General features: G+C 71.6%; 17 protein-coding genes and 1 pseudogene. 6 read left to right on the top strand and 12 right to left on the bottom strand.

Annotated features, from left to right (window positions below; genetic code table 11):
• Positions 1-53 precede the first annotated feature (53 nt).
• Positions 54-305, top strand: coding sequence for a DUF4873 domain-containing protein (locus tag ABD340_RS37185; protein ID WP_344595550.1), 252 nt, complete (start codon positions 54-56; stop codon positions 303-305).
• Between the two features lie 269 nt (positions 306-574).
• Here ABD340_RS37185 and ABD340_RS48190 read toward each other — a convergent pair whose 3' ends face one another.
• The 5 genes from ABD340_RS48190 to ABD340_RS37160 all read right to left on the bottom strand — a co-directional run bounded on the left by ABD340_RS48190 (position 575) and on the right by ABD340_RS37160 (position 2653).
• A complete protein-coding gene (locus ABD340_RS48190; protein WP_425547508.1) occupies positions 575-763 on the bottom strand; it encodes a DivIVA domain-containing protein in 189 nt (62 codons plus the stop codon).
• Between the two features lie 127 nt (positions 764-890).
• Complete coding sequence (locus ABD340_RS37175; RefSeq protein ID WP_344595548.1) at positions 891-1604, bottom strand: class I SAM-dependent methyltransferase; 714 nt, start codon at positions 1602-1604, stop codon at positions 891-893.
• A gap of 56 nt (positions 1605-1660) precedes the next feature.
• Entirely contained in the window at positions 1661-1966 is a 306-nt protein-coding gene (locus ABD340_RS37170; protein ID WP_344595546.1) for a hypothetical protein, read from the bottom strand.
• Positions 1967-1991: 25 nt separating this feature from the next.
• On the bottom strand, positions 1992-2348 hold the full coding sequence (locus tag ABD340_RS37165; RefSeq protein ID WP_344595545.1) for a hypothetical protein: 357 nt from the start codon (positions 2346-2348) through the stop codon (positions 1992-1994).
• The gene (locus ABD340_RS37160) at positions 2345-2653 is read right to left on the bottom strand and encodes a hypothetical protein (RefSeq protein WP_344595543.1); all 309 of its coding nucleotides are present in this window, start codon (positions 2651-2653) and stop codon (positions 2345-2347) included. Before ABD340_RS37160 ends, ABD340_RS37165 begins: the two co-directional genes overlap by 4 nt.
• Before the next feature lie 226 nt (positions 2654-2879).
• Here ABD340_RS37160 and ABD340_RS37155 point away from each other — a divergent pair, with 226 nt between their 5' ends.
• From ABD340_RS37155 to ABD340_RS37145, 3 genes are all read left to right on the top strand, one after another.
• The gene (locus ABD340_RS37155) at positions 2880-3119 is read left to right on the top strand and encodes a hypothetical protein (protein WP_344595541.1); all 240 of its coding nucleotides are present in this window, start codon (positions 2880-2882) and stop codon (positions 3117-3119) included.
• 12 nt (positions 3120-3131) lie between these two features.
• Positions 3132-3734, top strand: coding sequence for a YdcF family protein (locus tag ABD340_RS37150; RefSeq protein ID WP_344595540.1), 603 nt, complete (start codon positions 3132-3134; stop codon positions 3732-3734).
• Positions 3735-3990: 256 nt separating this feature from the next.
• The gene (locus tag ABD340_RS37145) at positions 3991-5028 is read left to right on the top strand and encodes a hypothetical protein (protein WP_344595539.1); all 1038 of its coding nucleotides are present in this window, start codon (positions 3991-3993) and stop codon (positions 5026-5028) included.
• 4 nt (positions 5029-5032) lie between these two features.
• Here the strand turns inward: ABD340_RS37145 and ABD340_RS37140 are convergent, their stop codons facing one another.
• The 6 genes from ABD340_RS37140 to ABD340_RS37115 all read right to left on the bottom strand — a co-directional run bounded on the left by ABD340_RS37140 (position 5033) and on the right by ABD340_RS37115 (position 14189).
• Positions 5033-5743 (bottom strand): oxygen-binding di-iron domain-containing protein, encoded by a 711-nt coding sequence (locus ABD340_RS37140; RefSeq protein WP_344595538.1) that lies wholly within the window; start codon positions 5741-5743, stop codon positions 5033-5035.
• Between the two features lie 86 nt (positions 5744-5829).
• Positions 5830-6558: a FadR/GntR family transcriptional regulator gene (locus ABD340_RS37135; protein ID WP_344595537.1), complete on the bottom strand. Its 729-nt coding sequence runs from the start codon at positions 6556-6558 to the stop codon at positions 5830-5832.
• A gap of 75 nt (positions 6559-6633) precedes the next feature.
• Positions 6634-7482, bottom strand: a complete 849-nt coding sequence (locus ABD340_RS37130; RefSeq protein WP_344595536.1) for a toll/interleukin-1 receptor domain-containing protein — start codon at positions 7480-7482, stop codon at positions 6634-6636.
• On the bottom strand, positions 7475-10036 hold the full coding sequence (locus ABD340_RS37125; RefSeq protein ID WP_344595534.1) for a CHAT domain-containing protein: 2562 nt from the start codon (positions 10034-10036) through the stop codon (positions 7475-7477). Before ABD340_RS37125 ends, ABD340_RS37130 begins: the two co-directional genes overlap by 8 nt.
• An 8-nt stretch (positions 10037-10044) precedes the next feature.
• Positions 10045-13344 carry a hypothetical protein gene (locus tag ABD340_RS37120; protein WP_344595533.1) on the bottom strand — a complete coding sequence of 1100 codons (3300 nt, stop codon included), beginning with the start codon at positions 13342-13344 and terminating at the stop codon, positions 10045-10047.
• Positions 13345-13499: 155 nt separating this feature from the next.
• Entirely contained in the window at positions 13500-14189 is a 690-nt protein-coding gene (locus tag ABD340_RS37115; protein ID WP_344595532.1) for a hypothetical protein, read from the bottom strand.
• Between the two features lie 344 nt (positions 14190-14533).
• Here ABD340_RS37115 and ABD340_RS37110 point away from each other — a divergent pair, with 344 nt between their 5' ends.
• Positions 14534-15277, top strand: coding sequence for a DUF4261 domain-containing protein (locus ABD340_RS37110; RefSeq protein ID WP_344595530.1), 744 nt, complete (start codon positions 14534-14536; stop codon positions 15275-15277).
• On the opposite strand, the gene ABD340_RS37105 is transcribed toward ABD340_RS37110, so the two are convergent.
• Positions 15247-15984, bottom strand: a complete 738-nt coding sequence (locus ABD340_RS37105; RefSeq protein ID WP_344595529.1) for a TetR/AcrR family transcriptional regulator — start codon at positions 15982-15984, stop codon at positions 15247-15249. The genes ABD340_RS37110 and ABD340_RS37105 overlap by 31 nt on opposite strands.
• Positions 15985-16089: 105 nt before the next feature.
• On the opposite strand from ABD340_RS37105, the pseudogene ABD340_RS37095 reads away from it, so the two are divergent.
• A pseudogene (locus ABD340_RS37095) lies at positions 16090-17836 on the top strand (MFS transporter).
• Positions 17837-17918 lie beyond the last annotated feature (82 nt).

The raw sequence follows: 17918 nt of genomic DNA, 5'->3' as shown, positions 1-17918 counted from the left end.
TGGTGTGTCTTCATGAACACACTCCACGCCGGCCCTGATGAGACGGCTCAGGCGTGAGCCGCTACCGGGGGCCCGCCACCCTGATCAGCAGCGACGGAGCCGAGGTCGAGGTTTACGTCGACCTGCGCGCCAAGCAGCGGGAGTGGTCCGGGACCGCGACCATCGGTGACTTCGATGCCACCGGCCTTCACGACCGGACGCTGAGGCTTCCAGACGGCCGCGAGGCACAGGTCACGCTCGGCGGTTCGGCGGCCTGGTCTGACGTCATCACGCTGGTCGGAAGTGGTCCGCCGCCCTTCGCCTGAGCAGACCCGTCCAGCCGGCGAGCTCACACGCCACCACCCGCGGTATCCGCTGGCCGGTTGCCCGGGAGCGTACGTGGCCGCTGGTGGGAACCGGGTCGGGGGTTCCGGTAGCAACGGCCGTGAATCCAACGATGTTGCTGCTGCCCTGTGCAGACTCCCTGAGGAGTGGGGCGGCGGATTCAAGTGGTCGTCGCAACTCCTCAAATCGAGGTGTTGCGACGACCCCTCGAATGCGCCGGTGAGCGGGCGGGGCGTTCTGGTCGCGGTGTTCAGGCCGTCCGACGGTCAAGCTCGGCACGCAGCCGCGCGTTCTCCTCTCGGGCCTCGTCGCGTTCGCGAGTGAGCGTCTCCACCTCGATCTCGACGTGGTCGAGGAAGGCGTCGACCTGTTCTTCCCAGTACCCGGGGCGGAGCCGGGTCGTGACGAACTTGGTGTTGCGGACGGCCTCCGGAGTCAGGCGGTCCGACTCGGCGCGATGACGGGCCTTGGGCTGTTCGGTGGCCGTGCGGAAGTCCTCGCGCAGCGCGGCGACCTGAAGGCTCAGCTCGTTGATCGCGTCCCAGGTCGTTGTCTCTTGGCTCATGTCATCCTCCTAGCACGCCGTCCGGACCCGTGCCGGGCTTTCGCCTCAGGACGGCCAGGTAGAAGCCGAGGTCGTCGGGCTGGCCGCAGCGCTCCATCACCCAGTCCTCACTGTTGACTATGAGACGCGCCAGCTCGTCGCACGACATCAACAGCCTGCTGAACCAACTGCTGGACCAGCCGCGGTACCGAAGCCGCATCCGGACCTGGCCGGGCAGCCGGCCCTGCCGGCGGTTGAGCAGGTGGTAGTGCTGGTGATCGGTGAGCTGGACGGTGTAGGGGTCGTGGCCGACCGCGAGCAGTCTGGCGTCCGCGCGGGCGAGCCTGGCGAAGCCGTCCAGCACCTTCGGCGCTTCCTCTCGGGAGGCGAGGAGGCCGAGGTTCCCGCCGAGCAGCATGATCGAGTCGAAGGTACCGAGCCCGCCGGGCTCCTGGATGCTGCCGAGCCGGGCGTCCAGGCCCTGCGCGCGGGCGATGGCCACCGCGCCCGGCGACGGGTCGATCCCGACGACCTGGCATGTCTCGGCGATGGCGAGCATATGTCGGCCGACCGCGCATCCCACGTCCAGGACCCGGCCGCGCGCCAGTTCGACCGCGCGCCGCTCGCACTCCACCCACTCTTCCGGGCGGGCGACGCGGCACGCGCTCACATCGGCCCGCGCGGCCAGGCCCTCGGGGGACGGGGAAGCTCTGACCGCGCGGTGTCTCTCATTCACGACCGGACGGCGAGGGTCTTTCTAAGAGCCGTCCGGCCGCGTCCGCGAGCGGCGCGTCAGCACCGCAGCGCGTCAGTGGCCACGCCGAGCGGTCGCGCGATGCGCAGGGCGGTCCGCTCGACGTGGTTGAGGGTGCCGACGGGCTTGTCCTTTTGCGGACCGGAGGACCAGATGAACAGCTCGTCGCCGTCGTCCCAGCGGATCCGCCAGGGACCCCGCCGCCGGTAGGTGACGGTGAGGGACTCGGTCGGCGCGCCGACGCTCACCACACCCATCTGCGGGAAGCGGCGGCGGAGTGCGCCGTGCAGGCTGTCCAGTGGCCCGAACCGCGAGAGCGGCACGAGCCCGGACGGTTCGTTCATACGAGGCTCCAGGAATCGTCGAAGGTCAGCGCCACCCGCGCAGCAGACCGCGCCGGGGCAGTTCGTGCCGGCCGCGCGTCGCCCGGGGCTCGGTGGCCGGGGCGGCGCGGCGTGGAGGAGGGACGTCACCCGCCGGGCGCCTCACCGCGCCGGGCTGGTGGCCGCGGGCGAACCGGGGCGGGGTGAGGACGGCCGCTACGCGGCGGCACAGTTCGGCCGGGCTTTCGGCCTCCACCAGACGGTCGCGGCCGGAGCTGTCGCGGAACATCGCCCACCACTCGCGCGTGGACGCGCCCCACCAGGCGCGAACACCGGGGAAGCGGCGGGCGAGCTCGGTGACGACCCGGGAGATCTCCGCCGGGCATGGGGCCACCGCGTTCACCGTCCACGCTCCGCCGGCGAGTGCCCGGACAGGTTGCCGCGGATGATCAGTGCGGCGTTCGCGACACGCTCCACCTCGGTGATCGGCTTCCCGGACGAGCTGAAGAACCACTGCCTACCGCCGTCGTCGCTGCGCTTGCGGCAGGTGATCATGTCCGCCGCGTGAGACACCTCGTCGCAGCATCCGGAGACCTGCAGGTTGGTCACCTTGAGGCCGCGCGCGGTCAGGTCGACGGCGAGTCCGTGCGCGCCCATGTAGGCGCCGAGTGCGGCGAGCGGGTTGGTCTGGGGCATAACATTTGCCACGGGTCGGACCTTCTTTCCGGCCAAGGCCCCGGGTCCCCTGGTGTGTCCGCACCAGGCCGGGGCCGCCTTGTTGTTGGCAACTCCTGAGCATCATCTGGCAGCTGGATGCAGCATGGAGGGGCACCCATCGCGTGCCCCCGTCGTGCCCACACGCTGACCGAAAAGGTCCGTTTACCCGCCTGAGGCGCGCAAACGGGGCGAGAACCCTTCCGGTTACGCACGTTCCTTGCTGATCCTCGGGCTCGCCCACGCCGAGGTCCGGCAACTGGACCAGGCGGTGGCCGCAGGGCATGCCGCCTTGGCCGGCAGCCGTCCCGCATGGCCCACCATGGTGCTGGCCAAGCGTCTCGATAGGGTCCTGGCCAGCAACTTCGTGGACGCTCGCCAGACCGCGGAGTACCACGCCCGCTTCCTGGAGGCATCCAGCCTCCAGGACGGGCGCGAGCTGGCCCCGACCGCCCCCTGACGAGGATCATGGATGACCGTCGACATCAGTCCTGAGCAGATCCCTGGCATCACCCAGTTCGTGGACACGCAGGCGCCCCCACCGGACGGCAAGCCGACCGCATGTTTCGTCTTCGGGACCAACCAGGTCCAGCCGGTCGACATTGTCGCCGAGCGGCACCATCAGGGACTCGCTCCGCTGATCATCGCGACCGGTGGCGTCAACCGCCACAACGGGATCATCGAGGGCCAGGTGTTCCGCCAACTCCTCACCGAACGCGGCGTGCCCGAGGATGTCATCCGGATCGAGGACCGGTCCGCCAACACCTTGCAGAACGTCGAGTTCGCGCTTGCGTTCCTACGTGAGGCGGTGGACGCGGGCCTGGCGATCACGGCCGTGTGCAAGTGGTACCACCGCCGGGCGATCCACGTGCTGAAGACCGTCTTCCCCGAGGTCGGTCCCTTTCACGCGATCTCTTGGGATCCGATCTACGCGAGGAAGCCGATCACCCGGCAGGACTGGCCCACCATCCCGGACGGCTCGCGACGTGTGATCCGGGAGTGGGAAGAGTGCTCGCGCCGCGTCGCCGACGGCAGCTTCAAGGCCGTCGAACGGGTTGACGGCGCCTGGCACTGACCGCTCCCCAACAGTTTCCCGAAGACCTCCCACGTGTGCGCATCGAATGCACATGGGGCGGGAAGTGCGGGGAAACCTTCGGGAACTACAGAAATGTGTTCCGCCTGGCCGTACCGGCGATTCGCGGCCCCTGCGTTGGTTCACCTGCTCACCCCCCAGGGCGCCGCCGAGCTCGGCGCCCAGATCGTCTTCGGTCCGCGGCCCCGTACGCCATGATCGGACGAGGGCGAACGGAGGGAGCGGGTGCATGGTTGACATGTCGTGGCTGGCCGGTGAGTACGCGGAACGGAAGGCGGCGGCCGAGGCCCGGGTGACCGCGTGGGTTCCGTATTCGGACCAGGCGTTCGAGACCGAGCCGCTCTACCTGCTGCGCCATCGATTCGGGGTCGGCGAACCGGTCGACGAAGCCGAGGCCCACTACTTCTATGGCCTGGACGGAGACGGCCGGGCCTGGGTGGAACGGCAGGCGGTGGAGTTCGAGGGCCGGTTTTATGAGTGCTTCCGCGTCCTGGACGGCGAAGGCCGTATCGCGGAACTGGCCCTCTATGACTACACGCCGGGAAAGAGCCCGATCCGGCATCAGACCTTCTCGTACGAGAACGGCCTGCTGATCGAGACTGTTTATCAGGCGAGAGGCGGGTGCGGCCGTTCACGCTATTTCTACGAGGACGGCCGGCTGGTGCGCATCGAGGACGAGAACGGGGAGAGCCCGGAACGGCTGCGGCCGTTCGGGCAGGTCCTCGTTCATCACGACGAGCATGGTGACATCAGCCGGCTGACACAGGCCGCGGTGACCATCTACCGGAAATGGCCTCCTGGTCTGACGCTCGACGAGGCCGAGCGGGCCTTCCTCGATCGCTTCGTCGAGGCGCTGCCGGACGCTGCCGAACCGCCGGTGCCGCCTGCTTGTCTCTGGCTGCAATACTCGCCCGGGCAGTTCAGCGTGCTACCGCCGTTTTCGATCTTCCCGGTGGGCGAAGGCGACGCCGGGATCAAGGGAATGCTGAACGACCGCACCTTCCACGAGATCGACCTGGACGAGGAGCGGCACCCGGAACTGTTCGAACTCGCCGGGCTGCTCGACCAGATCCGGTTGGACGAGGACCGTCTGAGAGCGTTGATGAGCCGGGCGGCCCAGCGGCTCAACGCCCTTGACTGGACGCGTCACTTCCCGGTGGGCGAAGGCTTTTTCGTCTTCGCGGCCGATATCGAGGAGGTGAATCTCGAAGAGGCTCTGCACGAGGCCGTGGGCGAGGAAAGGGCGCGCCGGCTCCTCGCCTTCATCGAGGCGTGAAACCCTATTCGCGCATCGGGTTCCAGTCGGTGAGGCCGGTGACGTCGTGCTCGCGCAGCGTGCGCAGGTAGGGCTCGACCCGGCCGCCCTTGACGCTGCCGTGGTGGCACGCCAGCGTCCGGGGCGCGAGCGCCTCGATCTTGTCGAGCGCGGCGTCCAGGTGGGGCTTGGACGGGAAGATCCCGATCCATTCGTAGAGCCCCAGCATCGCCTCGGAGTCGTCGTCGTCCGTCACAGGAAGGCCCTGCAGGGTCAGCGTCGCGAAGACGTCGGAGGCGAAGAGCGTGCCCGTGCTCTCGTCGTAGGCCAGCATGCTGTCCGCGGTGTGCACGTACGGGGTCATCAGCGCGCGCAGCCGGTGCTCGCCCAGGTCGAGCTCTTCGTCATCGTCCAGGACGAGCGGCTCGCGGTCGCCGGCGTCGCCCAGGTCGGACGCCGCGCCGCCCACCGCCACCGCGTGCCTGGACTGGCCGAGGAACGGCTCCAGCGCCCCCGCCTCGTCGCCCTCCCGGTGCGGGATCACGATGTAGCGCAGCGACTCCGGGTCGATCAGGCGGCGCACGGCGTCGTAGGTGTCCTGGTAGGCCTTGCGGAAGCCGGTCTCGACGAGCGTGGGCGCCTCGTCCCGGATGACGAAGCAGCTGACGTCGAAATCCGGCTCGAACGACAGGTTCACGCGGTAGATGTCGGTGCCGACTTCGGAGATGGTCGCCATGGTCGCCTCCCGAAACCTCGCGGACCATCGTGCCCGGCGGGCCGCCGGGCCCTTCTTCTCCGTCAACTACCCGCTGACCCGCGAGGTTAGTGCCAGCCGACGACCTCGTTCATCAGGGCGGGCTGGCGGCGCTTGACGAAGGCGGCGTACTCCTCCATGTGCTCGCGCATGAGCGACTCGGCCGCGTCGGCGTCGCCCGCGGCGATGGCCTTGGCGATCTCCGCGTGCACGTCCCGGACCTTGGCGCGGCGGGCCTTGGGGAACAGCAGGCCGCTCACCCGGTCGTGGAAGATGTGGCCCAGGGACCCGCTGAAGAGATTGAGCATCCCGTTCCCCGACATCGACGCGACCAGCCGGTGGAAGTCGCCGCTGTGGCCGTAGTAGCCCTGGTCGTCGTCCAGCGGGGTGCCGTCGGCGATCCGGGCGAGCAGGGCCGTCTGCTCGGGGTCGCGGCGCTGCGCCGCCAGCCGCGCCATCACCGGCTCCATCACCAGGCGGGCCTCGATCAGCTCCCGGAAGGTGATCCGGCCGGCCTGGAAGTACAGCGACGCCATCTGGCCGAAGGCGGCGGGGCTGACCTCCGCCACGATCGGCCCGCCGCGCGGCCCCGGCTTGATCGAGATCAGGCCGTGCACCTCCAGGATGCGCAGCGCCTCCCGCAGCGAACCGCGCCCGACGCCGTAGTCGGCCAGCATCTGCGCCTCGGACGGCAGCGGGGTGCCGGGCGCCAGGCCCTCGGCGCCGATCTTGCGCACGATGTCCTGCGCGATCGCCTCGGCGACCTTGGGCCCGCGCCTGATCTGGGGTTGCGCCACTTAGCACTCCCTCACACGTTGGTGATAACCATCATTATGGTGCACAGGAGCGTGCCGTGGGAGCGTGTTCGCCGGTCAGCGCCAGGGCTTCAGATGGCCGAAAGCGGCGTTGGTCAGCATGCGGAGCAGGGCGGGCGGAAGGACGTCCGCCGGTTCGACGGAAAGGTAGATCACCGAAGTGGCGGTGTCGCCCAGTCCGAACGGTTTGATCGTTATCTCGAGATCGAGCACGCTGCCGTCGGTGACGCCGAGCTCGTCGAGCGGTTTGTCGGGAAGCGGCGTCCCGTTCCGCATGAGGCGGTAGCCGAGGTCCATCCCGACCTTGCCGAACACCTCGGCCTTGCCGGGCAGCGCCAGCTGGGAGCGCACCCGGTCGAAGGCGTCCTGCGCCGTCGTCCGCTCCGGCACCCGCACGACATGCGCGACCTCCAGGGCCCGGTTGCGCACGTAGACGGCGATCGTGGGCCCTTCGCCGTGGGACGGGAAGGGCGCGGGCAGCACGGGATGGCCGAGGACGCGGTCGCGGTTCCAGGTGGCGACGAGCTCGGCGACGGCCTCGTCCCAGCCGGCGAAGGCGTCCAGGTGCGGCCGCGCCGCCAGCAGCACCGGCGGGGGAGTGCGGTCCAGCCGCAGGACGAACAGGAAGCGCCGTTGCTCGTTCTGCCCGCGGGCGAACGCGGCGGTCCACACCTCGTCGATCCACGGCAGGTCCTCGGTGGCGTGCGACCAGAGGAGCACGAAGTAGTCGGACTGGGTGAGGGCCCGGTTGGTGGCGAGCACGATGTTCTCGCCTGGCCCGATGTTGTGCTCGTGGCTGATGACGCCGATGCCGTGGCCCGCCAGATCGCGGCCGAGCCGCACGGCCGCCGCATGGTCGGCCGCGGCGTGGCATAGGAAGACCCGCGGACGGCCTGTCTCACCCATCGTCCCCCCTCATGGCGATTTCGCGTAGCTTGCGGCGCACCAGGCCCGCGCCGGTCTGCAGACCGGCGTCGCCGTAGAGCGTCCAGCACGCCCACCTGGCCGGATGCCCGGGGAGGCGCAGATCTTCCGGGACGCCGAGTGCGCCCTCGCAGAAGTCCCGTTGGGCCCGTTGCAGCGCGACGTCGCGCGGCAGGTGGCGCAGGTAGGCCTCGAAGCGGTCGAGCAGCGGCATCGCCACGACCGCGGGCGCCTTCCACCTGGCCGCGATCACCGACGCGGCGCCCGCGGTCAGGCCCGCCCGGACGAAGCCGAGCCGCTCGTCCCGTCCGACGCGCCCGGCCATTCCGGATTCGCAGGCGCCCAGGACGAGGGTCCCGCAGCCGCCCAGGTCCATGTCACGCAGGTCGCGGGCGCGCAGGTGGCCGTCCGGCCCTTCCGGCATGAGCCGCAGGTAGGAGTCGTCGGCGTCCCGGTGCCCGTACTCGCCGTGCGCGTCGATGCGGACCAGCCGGTACCGGTTCGCGGCGAAGGCGGCCCGGACCCCGGCGGGTGTGGCGTCCCCGCCGCGTCCTGGGAGCCCTTCCCCGGGCGGCCGGATCAGGTGCCGCTCGTCGCCGCGCAGCCGCCGCGAACGCAGGTGGAGCGGCAGCCGCGCGGACAGGCAGGGCAGGTCGGACAGGGCGAACCGGAGGCCGAGCGGCTCCCCTTCCCCGCCGGGCCGCATCGCCCCGAACGGGACGTCCGCCAGCACGCCCCCGGAGACCAGGGCGATCCGCCGGACGCGCGGCGGCAGGGCGTCCAGCACCGCCGCAGGCCTGATCATCGCGGTGACGCGGGCGAGCTGCTCGTCGAAATCCCCGCTCGCCACCAGCAGTTCGAGCAGCGACTCGTCGGCCCAGCACGCGCTCAGCGCCTCGACCGCCGCGGCCAGCTCCCGCCGGTCGCAGGCCACCCGGGCCTGGACGAGCAGCCCCCGGCCCACGACGGCGTGGTGGACGTGGTCCGGAGTGCAGTGGATCAGCCAGGCCGCGCGGGTCCGGGGCAGGTCGGCGGTGATGCCCTTCAGCCACCGCCACGCGCCGCGCACATCGCTCGGCCCGGGAAGATCGCGCACGGCCTCCGCCCCGCCGGGCAGGATCCGGCCCAGGATCGCCGCCCCGCGCGCGGCCTCCATGGCGACGGCGAGCACCGCGGCCCGCTCGCCGCCGTGCGCGTCCACGGCCTGGTCGGCGACGCGCACCCGCTCGTCGTGCTCGTCCAGGACCGTGTGCAGCATCTCCACGCGCAGCCGGTCGGTGACCTGGCGCGCGGCGATGTGCTGTTCCTCCAGCCGGTGCGCCTCGGCCCAGCACTCCACGCAGCGGTCGTCGGCCGCGGCCGTGCCGACCTCGGCGAAGGCCCGGCCGAGCAGGCGCAGCGCGCGGATCCGCACGTCCGCGAGCGAGACCGCCGAGGCGTGCTGGACGGCCCGCGCCAGGTGGCCCAGGGCGTCGTCGAGGAAGGAGTTCCCGCCGAAGGCGGTCAGGCTCCGGGTGAACTCCAGCTCGCCGGCGGCCAGATGCCAGAGGGAGACCTCGCGCGGCGTGGACGCCCGGTCGCGGAGCTCGACCAGCAGCCGTTCGGCCTGGTCGAGCCGTTCGTCACCGATGAACGCGCGGGCGTGCGCGATTCGCACGGTGAACCGGGTCGACCGCACCTCGCCGGGGCTCTCGGCGCCGAAGAGACGCGCCGCCTCTTCGCTCGCCTCCGCGGGCTCGGCCCATTCCCGCGCCGCGTCCTCGACCAGTGGGCGGAGCCGCTCGAAGGCCCTGCCCTGGCCCACCGCCCGCACCAGCTGGGCCAGCTCGTGCATCACGGGCCAGCGGAACCCGGGCGCGATCTCGGAACGCGCCAGGCAGCGGATCAGCACCGCGATGGCCTCCTGGTAGCGGGCCTGCCGGCGCAGGTCGGTCGCCAACCGGAGATGCTCCGCCACGGTCTCCGGCGGATCGCCGGAGAGCGCGTGCCGGACCGCCTCGTCCGCCGCGGCGTCGTGGTCGGCGCGGGCGGCGAGGTGGCGGAGATCGTCGTCGATGCGCGCCGCGCGTTCCGGGTCGTCGAGCAGCGAACGCGCCTTGAGCAGGTGGAGTCCGGCCAGGCCGTGATCGTCCAGGTCGGCCGCGGCGAGGCCCTGCACGCGGTGCAGCCGCGCGTCCTCCTCGGGAGAGAGCGGGCCGGCCCCGGCGGTGCGGACGGCCTCGGCCTCGGCGGCGGCCCTCCGATGGTCACCGACCGCGGAATGGATCTCCGCTCGGAGCACCCGGAGCGGGACCGGCCCTGGCCGCGCGCCGTTCACGTACTCCTCGCAGCGCGCCGCGGCCAGCCCGAACTCGCGGCACGCCATCAGCCGCGTCACATGGTCTTCCCGAAGCTCCGACCCGAGCCGGGCGTCGGCGCCGGCGGACCGCACGGCCTGGCGGTAGGCTTCGTCGCCGCCCCGCACGTCGCCGCTCGCGAAGCAGCGCCGGCCGCGCAGGACGGCCTGCCCGACCGGGCTGCCCGCTTCGATCCGCATCTTCCCCCTCACTCGTCGCAGACGGTGCCGTCCGCGCCGTCGGCCGGGCAGACGAGGAGAACGTGCCGGCCGGGCCTCGCGCCCGGCCACGGCGCGCCTCCCGGGGGCGCGGCGGACGCGGTGGACGTCGGCGTGGACGTGGGACCGGGACCGACCAGCTGCCCGGTGCCCGGCCTGCTCTTGACCAGCAGCCAGTCCGAGCCGTCGTGCGCGTAGACGTCGGGCGCCGCGTTGGAGACCTCGGCATCGGGAGCGGGCACGATCAGGGCCTCCACGACGATGACCTTCTCGTCGTGCGGCAGCGGGTCGCGGACGACGGGGCCGTCGACGAAGACCTGGGCCCGCAGCTTCTCGTGCACGTAGACGTCCTTGTCGCCCGACAGCGGGACCTCGTCGAGCCGCATCTCCGCGCGCTCCGCCCTGTCGGAGGCCGACAGGCGGTTCCTGCTCACGTGCAGCGGACGGCCCTGCTCGACCCGGATGAGCGGCACCATCTTGGCCAGGTCGTCCCCGAGCGCCTGCAGCACCCGACCGGCGTACGAATGGTCGTTCGGGGCGAGGATCACCTTGTCGGCGCCGGCCAGGGCGACCGCGTCCGGGCCGAGCGCGATCCCGCGGTACAGCCCGTCCCGGGCCTGGGCCGCCTCGCGCCGCGCCTGGTCGACGCGCGGGAAGTCGCGCGCCAGGGCCGCCCCTTCGGCCGACCCGGCGGGCCCCGCGATGGGGTCGCCGGACGCCACCAGCAGGCCCCCCGAGGTGGCGTAGACGGTGGTCGACCTCCCGTCGGGCGTCTCCACGCGGATCGGCTGCGCGTCCGGGCCCGGCGGCGCGGCGGGCACGGCCCGGGCCGGACGGCCGGGCGTCGCCGGCGTGATCGCCGTCCAGCCCGGAGGGCCCCGGTTCGACGCGGCGCCCCCGGCCACCCCCTTCGCCGGCGGGACGAATCCGGCGGTCGCGAACCGGGGCGTGCCGTCGTCCGGCTTCGGCGCGCCCAGCCGGAAGGCCGGCTCGTCGCCCGGCGGCGCCACCCCGTCGGTGATCGAGAGCCAGTCCCGCTCGCCGACCTTGAACACCTCCCGGCCGCCGTCGCCCTTCGCGCCGTACAGCACGCCCTCCGGCGCGGGCGGCTGACCGGACCCCCACCGCCGCTGGTACGACTCCAGGGCCCTTCTGGCCCGGTCGAGCGGCCCGGGGCGCCACTGGAGGGTGACCGTCCGGTCGGATTCGCGGGCGGTCAGCCGTCCCAGCTCCTTGCCCTCGACCTCGGCGCGCTGCGTGACCTGCCCCTGGCCGGCCGAGGCCTCGGCCTCCACCCGGCGGCCGGCGGTCTCGGCCCGCGCGATCTTCAGCTCGCCGAGCGGGGCGACCTTCCTGCCCCCTGCCTCGGTCTCGACGACGGAGCTTCCGCCCTCGCCCGGGGAGAGGGTGCGGCGCACGCGGTCGACGACCTTGCCCTCCGCGTCCGTCCCGATCTGCTCGACGCGGCCCTGCCCGCTCGCGCGGTCGAACGTGGAGGACTTCTCGTGCGGCCCGGCGCGGCGCAGCTCGGCCGGGACGCCCGAGGGCGCCTCGGGCGCGCCGCGATGCACGAGATCGGCCAGCGAGACACCGCCGGTGATCCGCTGGAGGCCGCAGTGCCGGTAGGTCTTGGACGGTGCCGGGACGACGCCCTCCACGCCCGCCGCGGACGGCACGTCGGCGAACGCGATCGGTGCGCGTTCGCGCAGCTCGCGGTGCTGGGCGTACCAGTCCTTGAAACGCAGGTCGGAGCGGATCCGGCCGTCGTCCGGCTGCGGCAGGCGGGGCGCGCCGGGCCTGGTGGTGAGCCATTCGACCGCCCCGCTCCACCGCATGATCTGATCCAGCCGCCGGTACTGCGGCTCGTAGTCGGCGACGGCCTGGTAATGGACGTCCCAGTAGCGCAGCCCGCGGCCGAAGCCGTAGCTGGTCTCCTCCTCGCCGCCGGACGCGCTGTCGGACCTGGCGAACAGCCGGGTGGCGCGCGGACCGATGCTGATCCGATCACCGTCGAAGGCGAAGCCCTGCTCGTTCTGCCCGAACCACAGCCGCCCGGATTCGGCTTTGGCGTCCTTGGCGCCCTCGCAATGGGCCCACGGGATCGCGGCGTCCGAGCCGGGAACGAATCCGGCGACGGCCTTCGCCGGAACGCCTTCTCCCGCTCCCGACACCCAATGCTTGGCAACGTAATCGGTGTAGAAAAGGGTCATTCCGACTTCGCTGCCTTGCAGCCCGCCGTCGTACCGCGCCCTGCTGTAGGCGGGCTGCCGCTGGGCCAGCTGTAGCAGGGCCCACAGTTGCGTACGGTCCGAAGGCAGCCCGCCCGCCGCCTGGTTCTGGAAAAGCGCCCCCTTGACCGCGGTGACCAGATCGCCGGGCGACCGGAATTGCGAGCCGGTCCAGTTCCCGGTGGCGAGGGCGTCGGCCAGCCGTGCGTCCACGCCGGGCAGCGCGGCGCGGACGTCCGCCGCCGTCCGCAGTGGCGCCGGATCGAGGGAGAAGCCCGGAAGCCGCCCGGACGAGGCCAGGTAGCCGCGCTGGATCGCCCCGACGTCCTCGGTGTCCAGCGGCGGCGCGGAGCCGTCCTTCCAGTTCCAGCCGCCCGCGTGGATCTCCTGCCCGCGCCTCTCCAGCCAGGACAGGTGCCGGGTCCGCGCCAGGAAGCCCTTCAGGCCCTCGGCCGTGTCGACGCGCGCCGTGACGTACCCGTGCGCCGAGCGCACCCGCGCCGTCGGCTCCGGCCGTCCGGAACTGATCTGGATCGTCCGCGCCTCGGGCCGGATCCGGTAGCGGTGCACGCGGACCGACGGCGGGTCCGAGCCCGCGTCGGCGCGGTGCTCGTCGATGAGGAGGCCGATCGTCCGGGACGCGCGGGGATCGCCGTCCGGCACCAGCAGGTGCAGCACGCCGGCGCCGTCGTACAGCGCCCGGCCGGGACCGGTGGGCTGCTCGGCGAGATCGGCGAAGTAGGCGTCGCGCACGGGCAGCGTGTCGTAGGACGCGTCGCGGAAGCGCGCGGTGTCCAGCTTCAGATGCGCCGCCAGCGCGAACCTGGCCCAGTCGCGGAGCTGCTCCTCGGCGTCCTGGGGGGCGAGCCCGTCCAGCCGGGCGGCCGCGCCGGCGTAGGAGATCTCGAACGACACCGCCGGAGCGCGCCGCTCGTCGTCACCGCCCGAGAACACGCTGCACGCGCCCCAGGTGACGAGCGCCAGGACGAGGACGGCGGCGATGACCGGCTTGCCCCGGCCGTCCCAGCGAGGCGATGTGTTCTTATAGGTCGACCGGCTCATCGAATTCCTTATGCGCACTTCGCCAAGCAGCAGGCAGAATGTCAATTCTGTCCGAAATGCCGCCAGTGACGGGGGAAATCATCTCTGGGAACGTGCGCGAGCCAGTGTTCCAGAAGATCAGCGCGTCAAATACGCATTGATGCGCCTATGGCCATTCACTCCGGCGCGATCGAACGGGCGTCGATCGTCACCCCGCGGTGAAAGCCGTCCCCCCGCGCGGGCCGGCCCGCCTCCAGCGCGGGATCGGCGGCCGGGAAGGCGCTCGAATCGTGGCCCGGGATCCAGATCCACGCCTCCTCGTCGAACTCCTTGACCAGCACCCGCACCTTGCGCAGCCGACCCGGCTCCAGATCGGTGTGCTCCTGCAGGATCGTGTCGTTGAAGATCTGCCGGGAGAAGACGACCGCCAGGTCCGCGCCCGACCGCGCGAGGGCCGCCCGGAGCGGCTCGCTGTCGCACAGCCTGCTGACCGTGACCGGGCCCGCGCCGGTGTGCCCGTTGACCGCGGGCCGCGCGGGGCCGTAGTGGACCGCCAGCCGGAGCCGCAGCTTCGCCTCGTCCCGGAGGTCGCGGTTGTGCCGGCGCAGCGCGGCGGCCAGCTCCTGCGGGAACGACTCGACCACCCGGTCCTCGGGCTCGTCCGGCGGCAGCACCGACAGCTCGCCGTCGCCCGCCGGCTGCCGCGCCCATTCCGCACGCCGCAACCCGGTCCGTGCCGCGGCCTCGTCGAGCACCTTGACGAGCCCGTTCTGGATCGCCTCCTGCCGCCTCCCGACGCTGCGGCCGTACCCGGTCGCGTCCACGAACATCAGCAACCGCCGCACGATGGCGCCTCCATCGGTCATCCCGTCCGTCCTCCCCGGCCACATCACCCTTGACGTCCCCCGCAAGCTTGGCGCGCGCAGCCGCCCCGCAACCCGCACCAGTACGCCCACAGGCCACGGGAATCCCCCTTTCAGGAGCGGGAGAAAGTCATGGACAGGATGAGCCGGCCGTCGGCGTCCTCCCGCCGGAGCACGAGAGCCTCCACGTGATCTCCGATGGAGACGACCTCGTGCGGTGCGATGTCACGCTCGGCCGGCGCTGAGCCGCCCCACCGCGCCACCGGGCCCCGCGACCGTGCCCGACGGCGCCGGGCCGTCACCCGAGGGCTGTCATCCCGGTCCGGGGTGGCGTAGCCTGCGCAAGCATGATCGACGATCTTCCGGCGTACGCGGTGACCCCGCGCCACGTCCTCTGCGTGCTCGGCTCCGGCCTGGATCTCCACGCGGTCGAGCAGGCCGCCACGGACGCGGGTTTCGAGGTCGACCAGGAGTATTCGGAGGATGTGCGCGACCCGCGGATGCCGGACGCCTTCGCGGCGAGCCTGGCGGCGGCGTCCTTCACCGAGGCGGACTGGTCGGCGGTCGAGTCGCACGACACGGTCGTCTATCTGCTGTCCCGTCCGATCTTCCCCTTCGTGGCCATGGACGTCGCCCGGTGGACCCTCGGCCTCACGGCGACGCTGCTTCGCTCCGGCGCCACGGCCGTGAAGAACGAGAGCAGCGGGCTCACGCACGGCAGGGAGCGCTGGCTGGAACTCGCCGGCGACGCGGAGAAGTCCGTTGTGCCGTTGTATCGCGCGTGGGTCAAGAGACCGATCGCGGATGGCCACGGCCTGTACTTCAGTTGCGGCATGCACCTGCTCGGCGTGCCCGACATCGAGATCGAAGCGTCCGGCGACCCCGATCCCGAGGACCTCGCGGACCTCATCGACGCGTTGGCCCTCTACCTGCTGACCGAAGAACGCGCCCAGGAGATGCAGGACGGTGAGGGTTTCCGGCTCGACGAAGACGCTCCCCGATGGATTCTCAGCCGACGGCCATGTGAGCGCTACGAGGACGACGACTTCTTCTTCAACCCCTACGGCTTCTGGCGCCTGACACCAGCGTGAGTGGCCGGTAGCCGCTCGCGGATGCTGAGGACGAGGGTGTCCACGAGGTAGTCGAACAACTCGTCCGGGGTCGGCTTGGGAAGGTGCACCGCCTCGCTCAAGTACGGGAGGTGCAGCTCCGGGTGGGCGGCCGGCCACGCCGCGGGGACGGGGGCGGCGTCGAGGGGGCCGGGCCCGTCCGGGGCGCGGTCGGTGGGGTGGTCGACGAGCAGGGTGAAGGCGAACAGCTTCAGTCCCAGCTCGCTGTGCACGCGCAACGCATCGTGCGGGGTGAGCCCGATGCCGCGGAGCAGGCCGAGGAAGGCTTCAGGGTTGGCGAGCCGGTTGGGGTGGACCCCGGTCGGGCGGACCCGCTCGTCGAGCGAGACCAGGAGGGCCCTGGGGTAGCGGCGGTAGAGCCCGCGGAGCTGCGCGCAGTAGGCGCGGACGCTGTCCTCCCAGCGCTCGGGGTCGAGTTCGGGCAGTTCCCACTGGGCCAGTAGTAGCCGGGCGGCGAGGTCGACGACCTCCTGCCGATCGGCCACGTAGTTGTACAGCGCCCGCACCGTGACGCCGAGCTCCTCGGCCAGCCGGCGCATGGTGACCGCGGGGAAGCCCTCGGCGCCGGCCAGGTGCAGTGCCCTCTCGGCGATCAGTTCCCGGGTCAGGGTGGGCCGGCCCTTGCGGGTGGCCGGACGGCGGCGCGGCTTGCTCGGCTTCTCGCTCATCGCCGCCAGCGTAGCCAGATGGCTTGAACTTCATGGGGTGTTGACATTTATGGAGGGCCAACCTAACTTAGGCAAACCTAACGTCCTGAACTCCCGGGGAACCGGATGAATCTGACCGCGGCCGGCCGTGCGCGGATGACGCTGGCGGCGGTCATCGTCGCGCAGGCGCTCCTCCTCATCGACATAACGATCGTCAGTGTGGGCCTGCCCGAGGTGCAGCGGGATCTCGGCGGTTCGCTGGCCGGAGTGCAGTGGATCGTCGCGGCCTACGCGCTGACCATGGCCGCGTGCACGCAGACGGCCGGCACGCTGTCCGACCGGCTGGGACGGAGACGGATCTACGTCATCGGCATCGCCGTGTTCACGGTGGCGTCGGTGCTCTGCGGCCTCGCGCAGAGTGTGGCCCTCCTCGACATGGCGCGCGGACTCCAGGGCGTCGGTGCCGCGATGGTGATGGCCAATTCGCTTCCGCTCATCGTCGCGGCCTACGAGGGGCCGAAACGCACCATGGCCATCGCGATCTTCGGGACGGTGCTCCAGGTGGCCGGCGCGATCGCCCCCGTGTTCGGCGGGGCTGGTCACGCTGAACTGGCGCTGGATGTTCCTGATCAATGTCCCGATCGGCGTCTTGGCATTGATCATCGCGCTCGCCTTCATGCCGGCGTACCGGCCGGACCCGGCGAGGTCCGGGCGGATCGACTGGTCCGGCGCGGCGCTGCTGATCGTCTCGCTCGGCCTGCTCAACTTCGCCCTGATCAGGGGTGAGGACCAGAGAAGCGCCGCCACGGGGCTCCAGTTCGCCGTGGGCGCCGTGCTGCTGGTGGCCTTCCTGGCGGTGGAGAAGCGGGCGGCCGCGCCGATCGTCGACCTGTCGCTGTTCCGGATCCCCACGTTCGCGGCCATCAACGTCATCGCGGTCGTGTCCAGGCTCGTCAGCATCGGCGGCGCCGTCTACTTCATGCTCTACTTCCAGGCCGCCCTGGGCATGTCCCCGATGGAAAGCGGTCTGCTCCTGCTGCCGGTATTCATCGCGCAGACCGCGGGTGGCATCGGCGCAGCCAAACTCCGGGCGAAGTTCACCGCTTCCCAGATCATCGTGGCCGGCTACGCCGTCAAGGGCGTGTCGGCCGCCTGGATGGCCCAGGTGTTCGAACCGGGAGCGGGCGCATGGTCCCTGGTGCCACCGATGGCGCTCTGGGGCCTCGGGGGTGGCGCGGCGGGCATGCCGACCCTGTCCACCGCGATGAACGTGGTGGCGAAGGAAAAGGCCGGCATGGCGTCGGGCACGATCATGACCACGTTCATGATCGGCGTCGGCGTGGGCTCCGCCGGCCTCGGCGTCGTGTTCAAGGAGCGGATCGGAGCCTTGGTCACCGCCGATTCCGCCTTGCCGGAGGACGGCCGGGACGCCGTCGCGGACGCTGCCGCACAGGTCGACCTGGACCGGTTGAAGGCGGCGACGCCGCCCGGGTTCGAGACCGAGGTGCAGCAGGCGATGGAGAGGGCGATCTCTTCGGGCACCTCCTTGGTCATGCTGACGACCGCCGCCCTTTCGCTGATCAGCATCGTCGTCGCGGTGTTCTTCATCCGTGAACGGGACCTTGTCACCGCGAAGCCCGACGATGGGGCGGCACCGGACGAGGCGGACGATCCCCGCACCGCGGAGAGCCCCGATGGCCCCACGCCCATCCACGAGACCCGTGACCGACCGGGGCGGGCCGGCGCGGTTTGTCCGTCCCGGTACTCCGGGGCGTTCCCGCGCAGCGGCCGACGCAGCCTGTCGCGCTGCGTGGGCGGCGTTGCGTGCCGCGTTCACGCGCAATGCGTGCGTTTGTTCTTCTGGGCGAGCTGAAACGCCCTAGGGGCATCCGGGTGGTCGCCCCAAATTGGGGCCAACCCCTCACAGCCCGTTGCGTTGAGGGCACGTAGCGGGG

This window comes from Actinomadura vinacea (assembly GCF_039532545.1).
Taxonomy (GTDB): domain Bacteria; phylum Actinomycetota; class Actinomycetes; order Streptosporangiales; family Streptosporangiaceae; genus Spirillospora; species Spirillospora vinacea.
The sequence above is the reverse complement of the archived record's forward strand: the minus strand, read 5'-3'. Positions and strand labels throughout refer to the sequence as shown.

What these genes read in the sequence shown, in the direction of transcription:
- ABD340_RS37170 (WP_344595546.1), bottom strand. Translation starts at nt 1,966, where the DNA reads ATGAACGAACCGTCCGGGCTCGTGCCGCTCTCGCGGTTCGGGCCACTG.
- ABD340_RS37150 (WP_344595540.1), top strand. Translation starts at nt 3,132, where the DNA reads ATGACCGTCGACATCAGTCCTGAGCAGATCCCTGGCATCACCCAGTTC.
- ABD340_RS37145 (WP_344595539.1), top strand. Translation starts at nt 3,991, where the DNA reads ATGTCGTGGCTGGCCGGTGAGTACGCGGAACGGAAGGCGGCGGCCGAG.
- ABD340_RS37140 (WP_344595538.1), bottom strand. Translation starts at nt 5,743, where the DNA reads ATGGCGACCATCTCCGAAGTCGGCACCGACATCTACCGCGTGAACCTG.
- ABD340_RS37130 (WP_344595536.1), bottom strand. Translation starts at nt 7,482, where the DNA reads ATGGGTGAGACAGGCCGTCCGCGGGTCTTCCTATGCCACGCCGCGGCC.
- ABD340_RS37125 (WP_344595534.1), bottom strand. Translation starts at nt 10,036, where the DNA reads ATGCGGATCGAAGCGGGCAGCCCGGTCGGGCAGGCCGTCCTGCGCGGC.
- ABD340_RS37120 (WP_344595533.1), bottom strand. Translation starts at nt 13,344, where the DNA reads ATGAGCCGGTCGACCTATAAGAACACATCGCCTCGCTGGGACGGCCGG.
- ABD340_RS37115 (WP_344595532.1), bottom strand. Translation starts at nt 14,189, where the DNA reads ATGACCGATGGAGGCGCCATCGTGCGGCGGTTGCTGATGTTCGTGGAC.
- ABD340_RS37110 (WP_344595530.1), top strand. Translation starts at nt 14,534, where the DNA reads ATGATCGACGATCTTCCGGCGTACGCGGTGACCCCGCGCCACGTCCTC.
- ABD340_RS37105 (WP_344595529.1), bottom strand. Translation starts at nt 15,984, where the DNA reads ATGAGCGAGAAGCCGAGCAAGCCGCGCCGCCGTCCGGCCACCCGCAAG.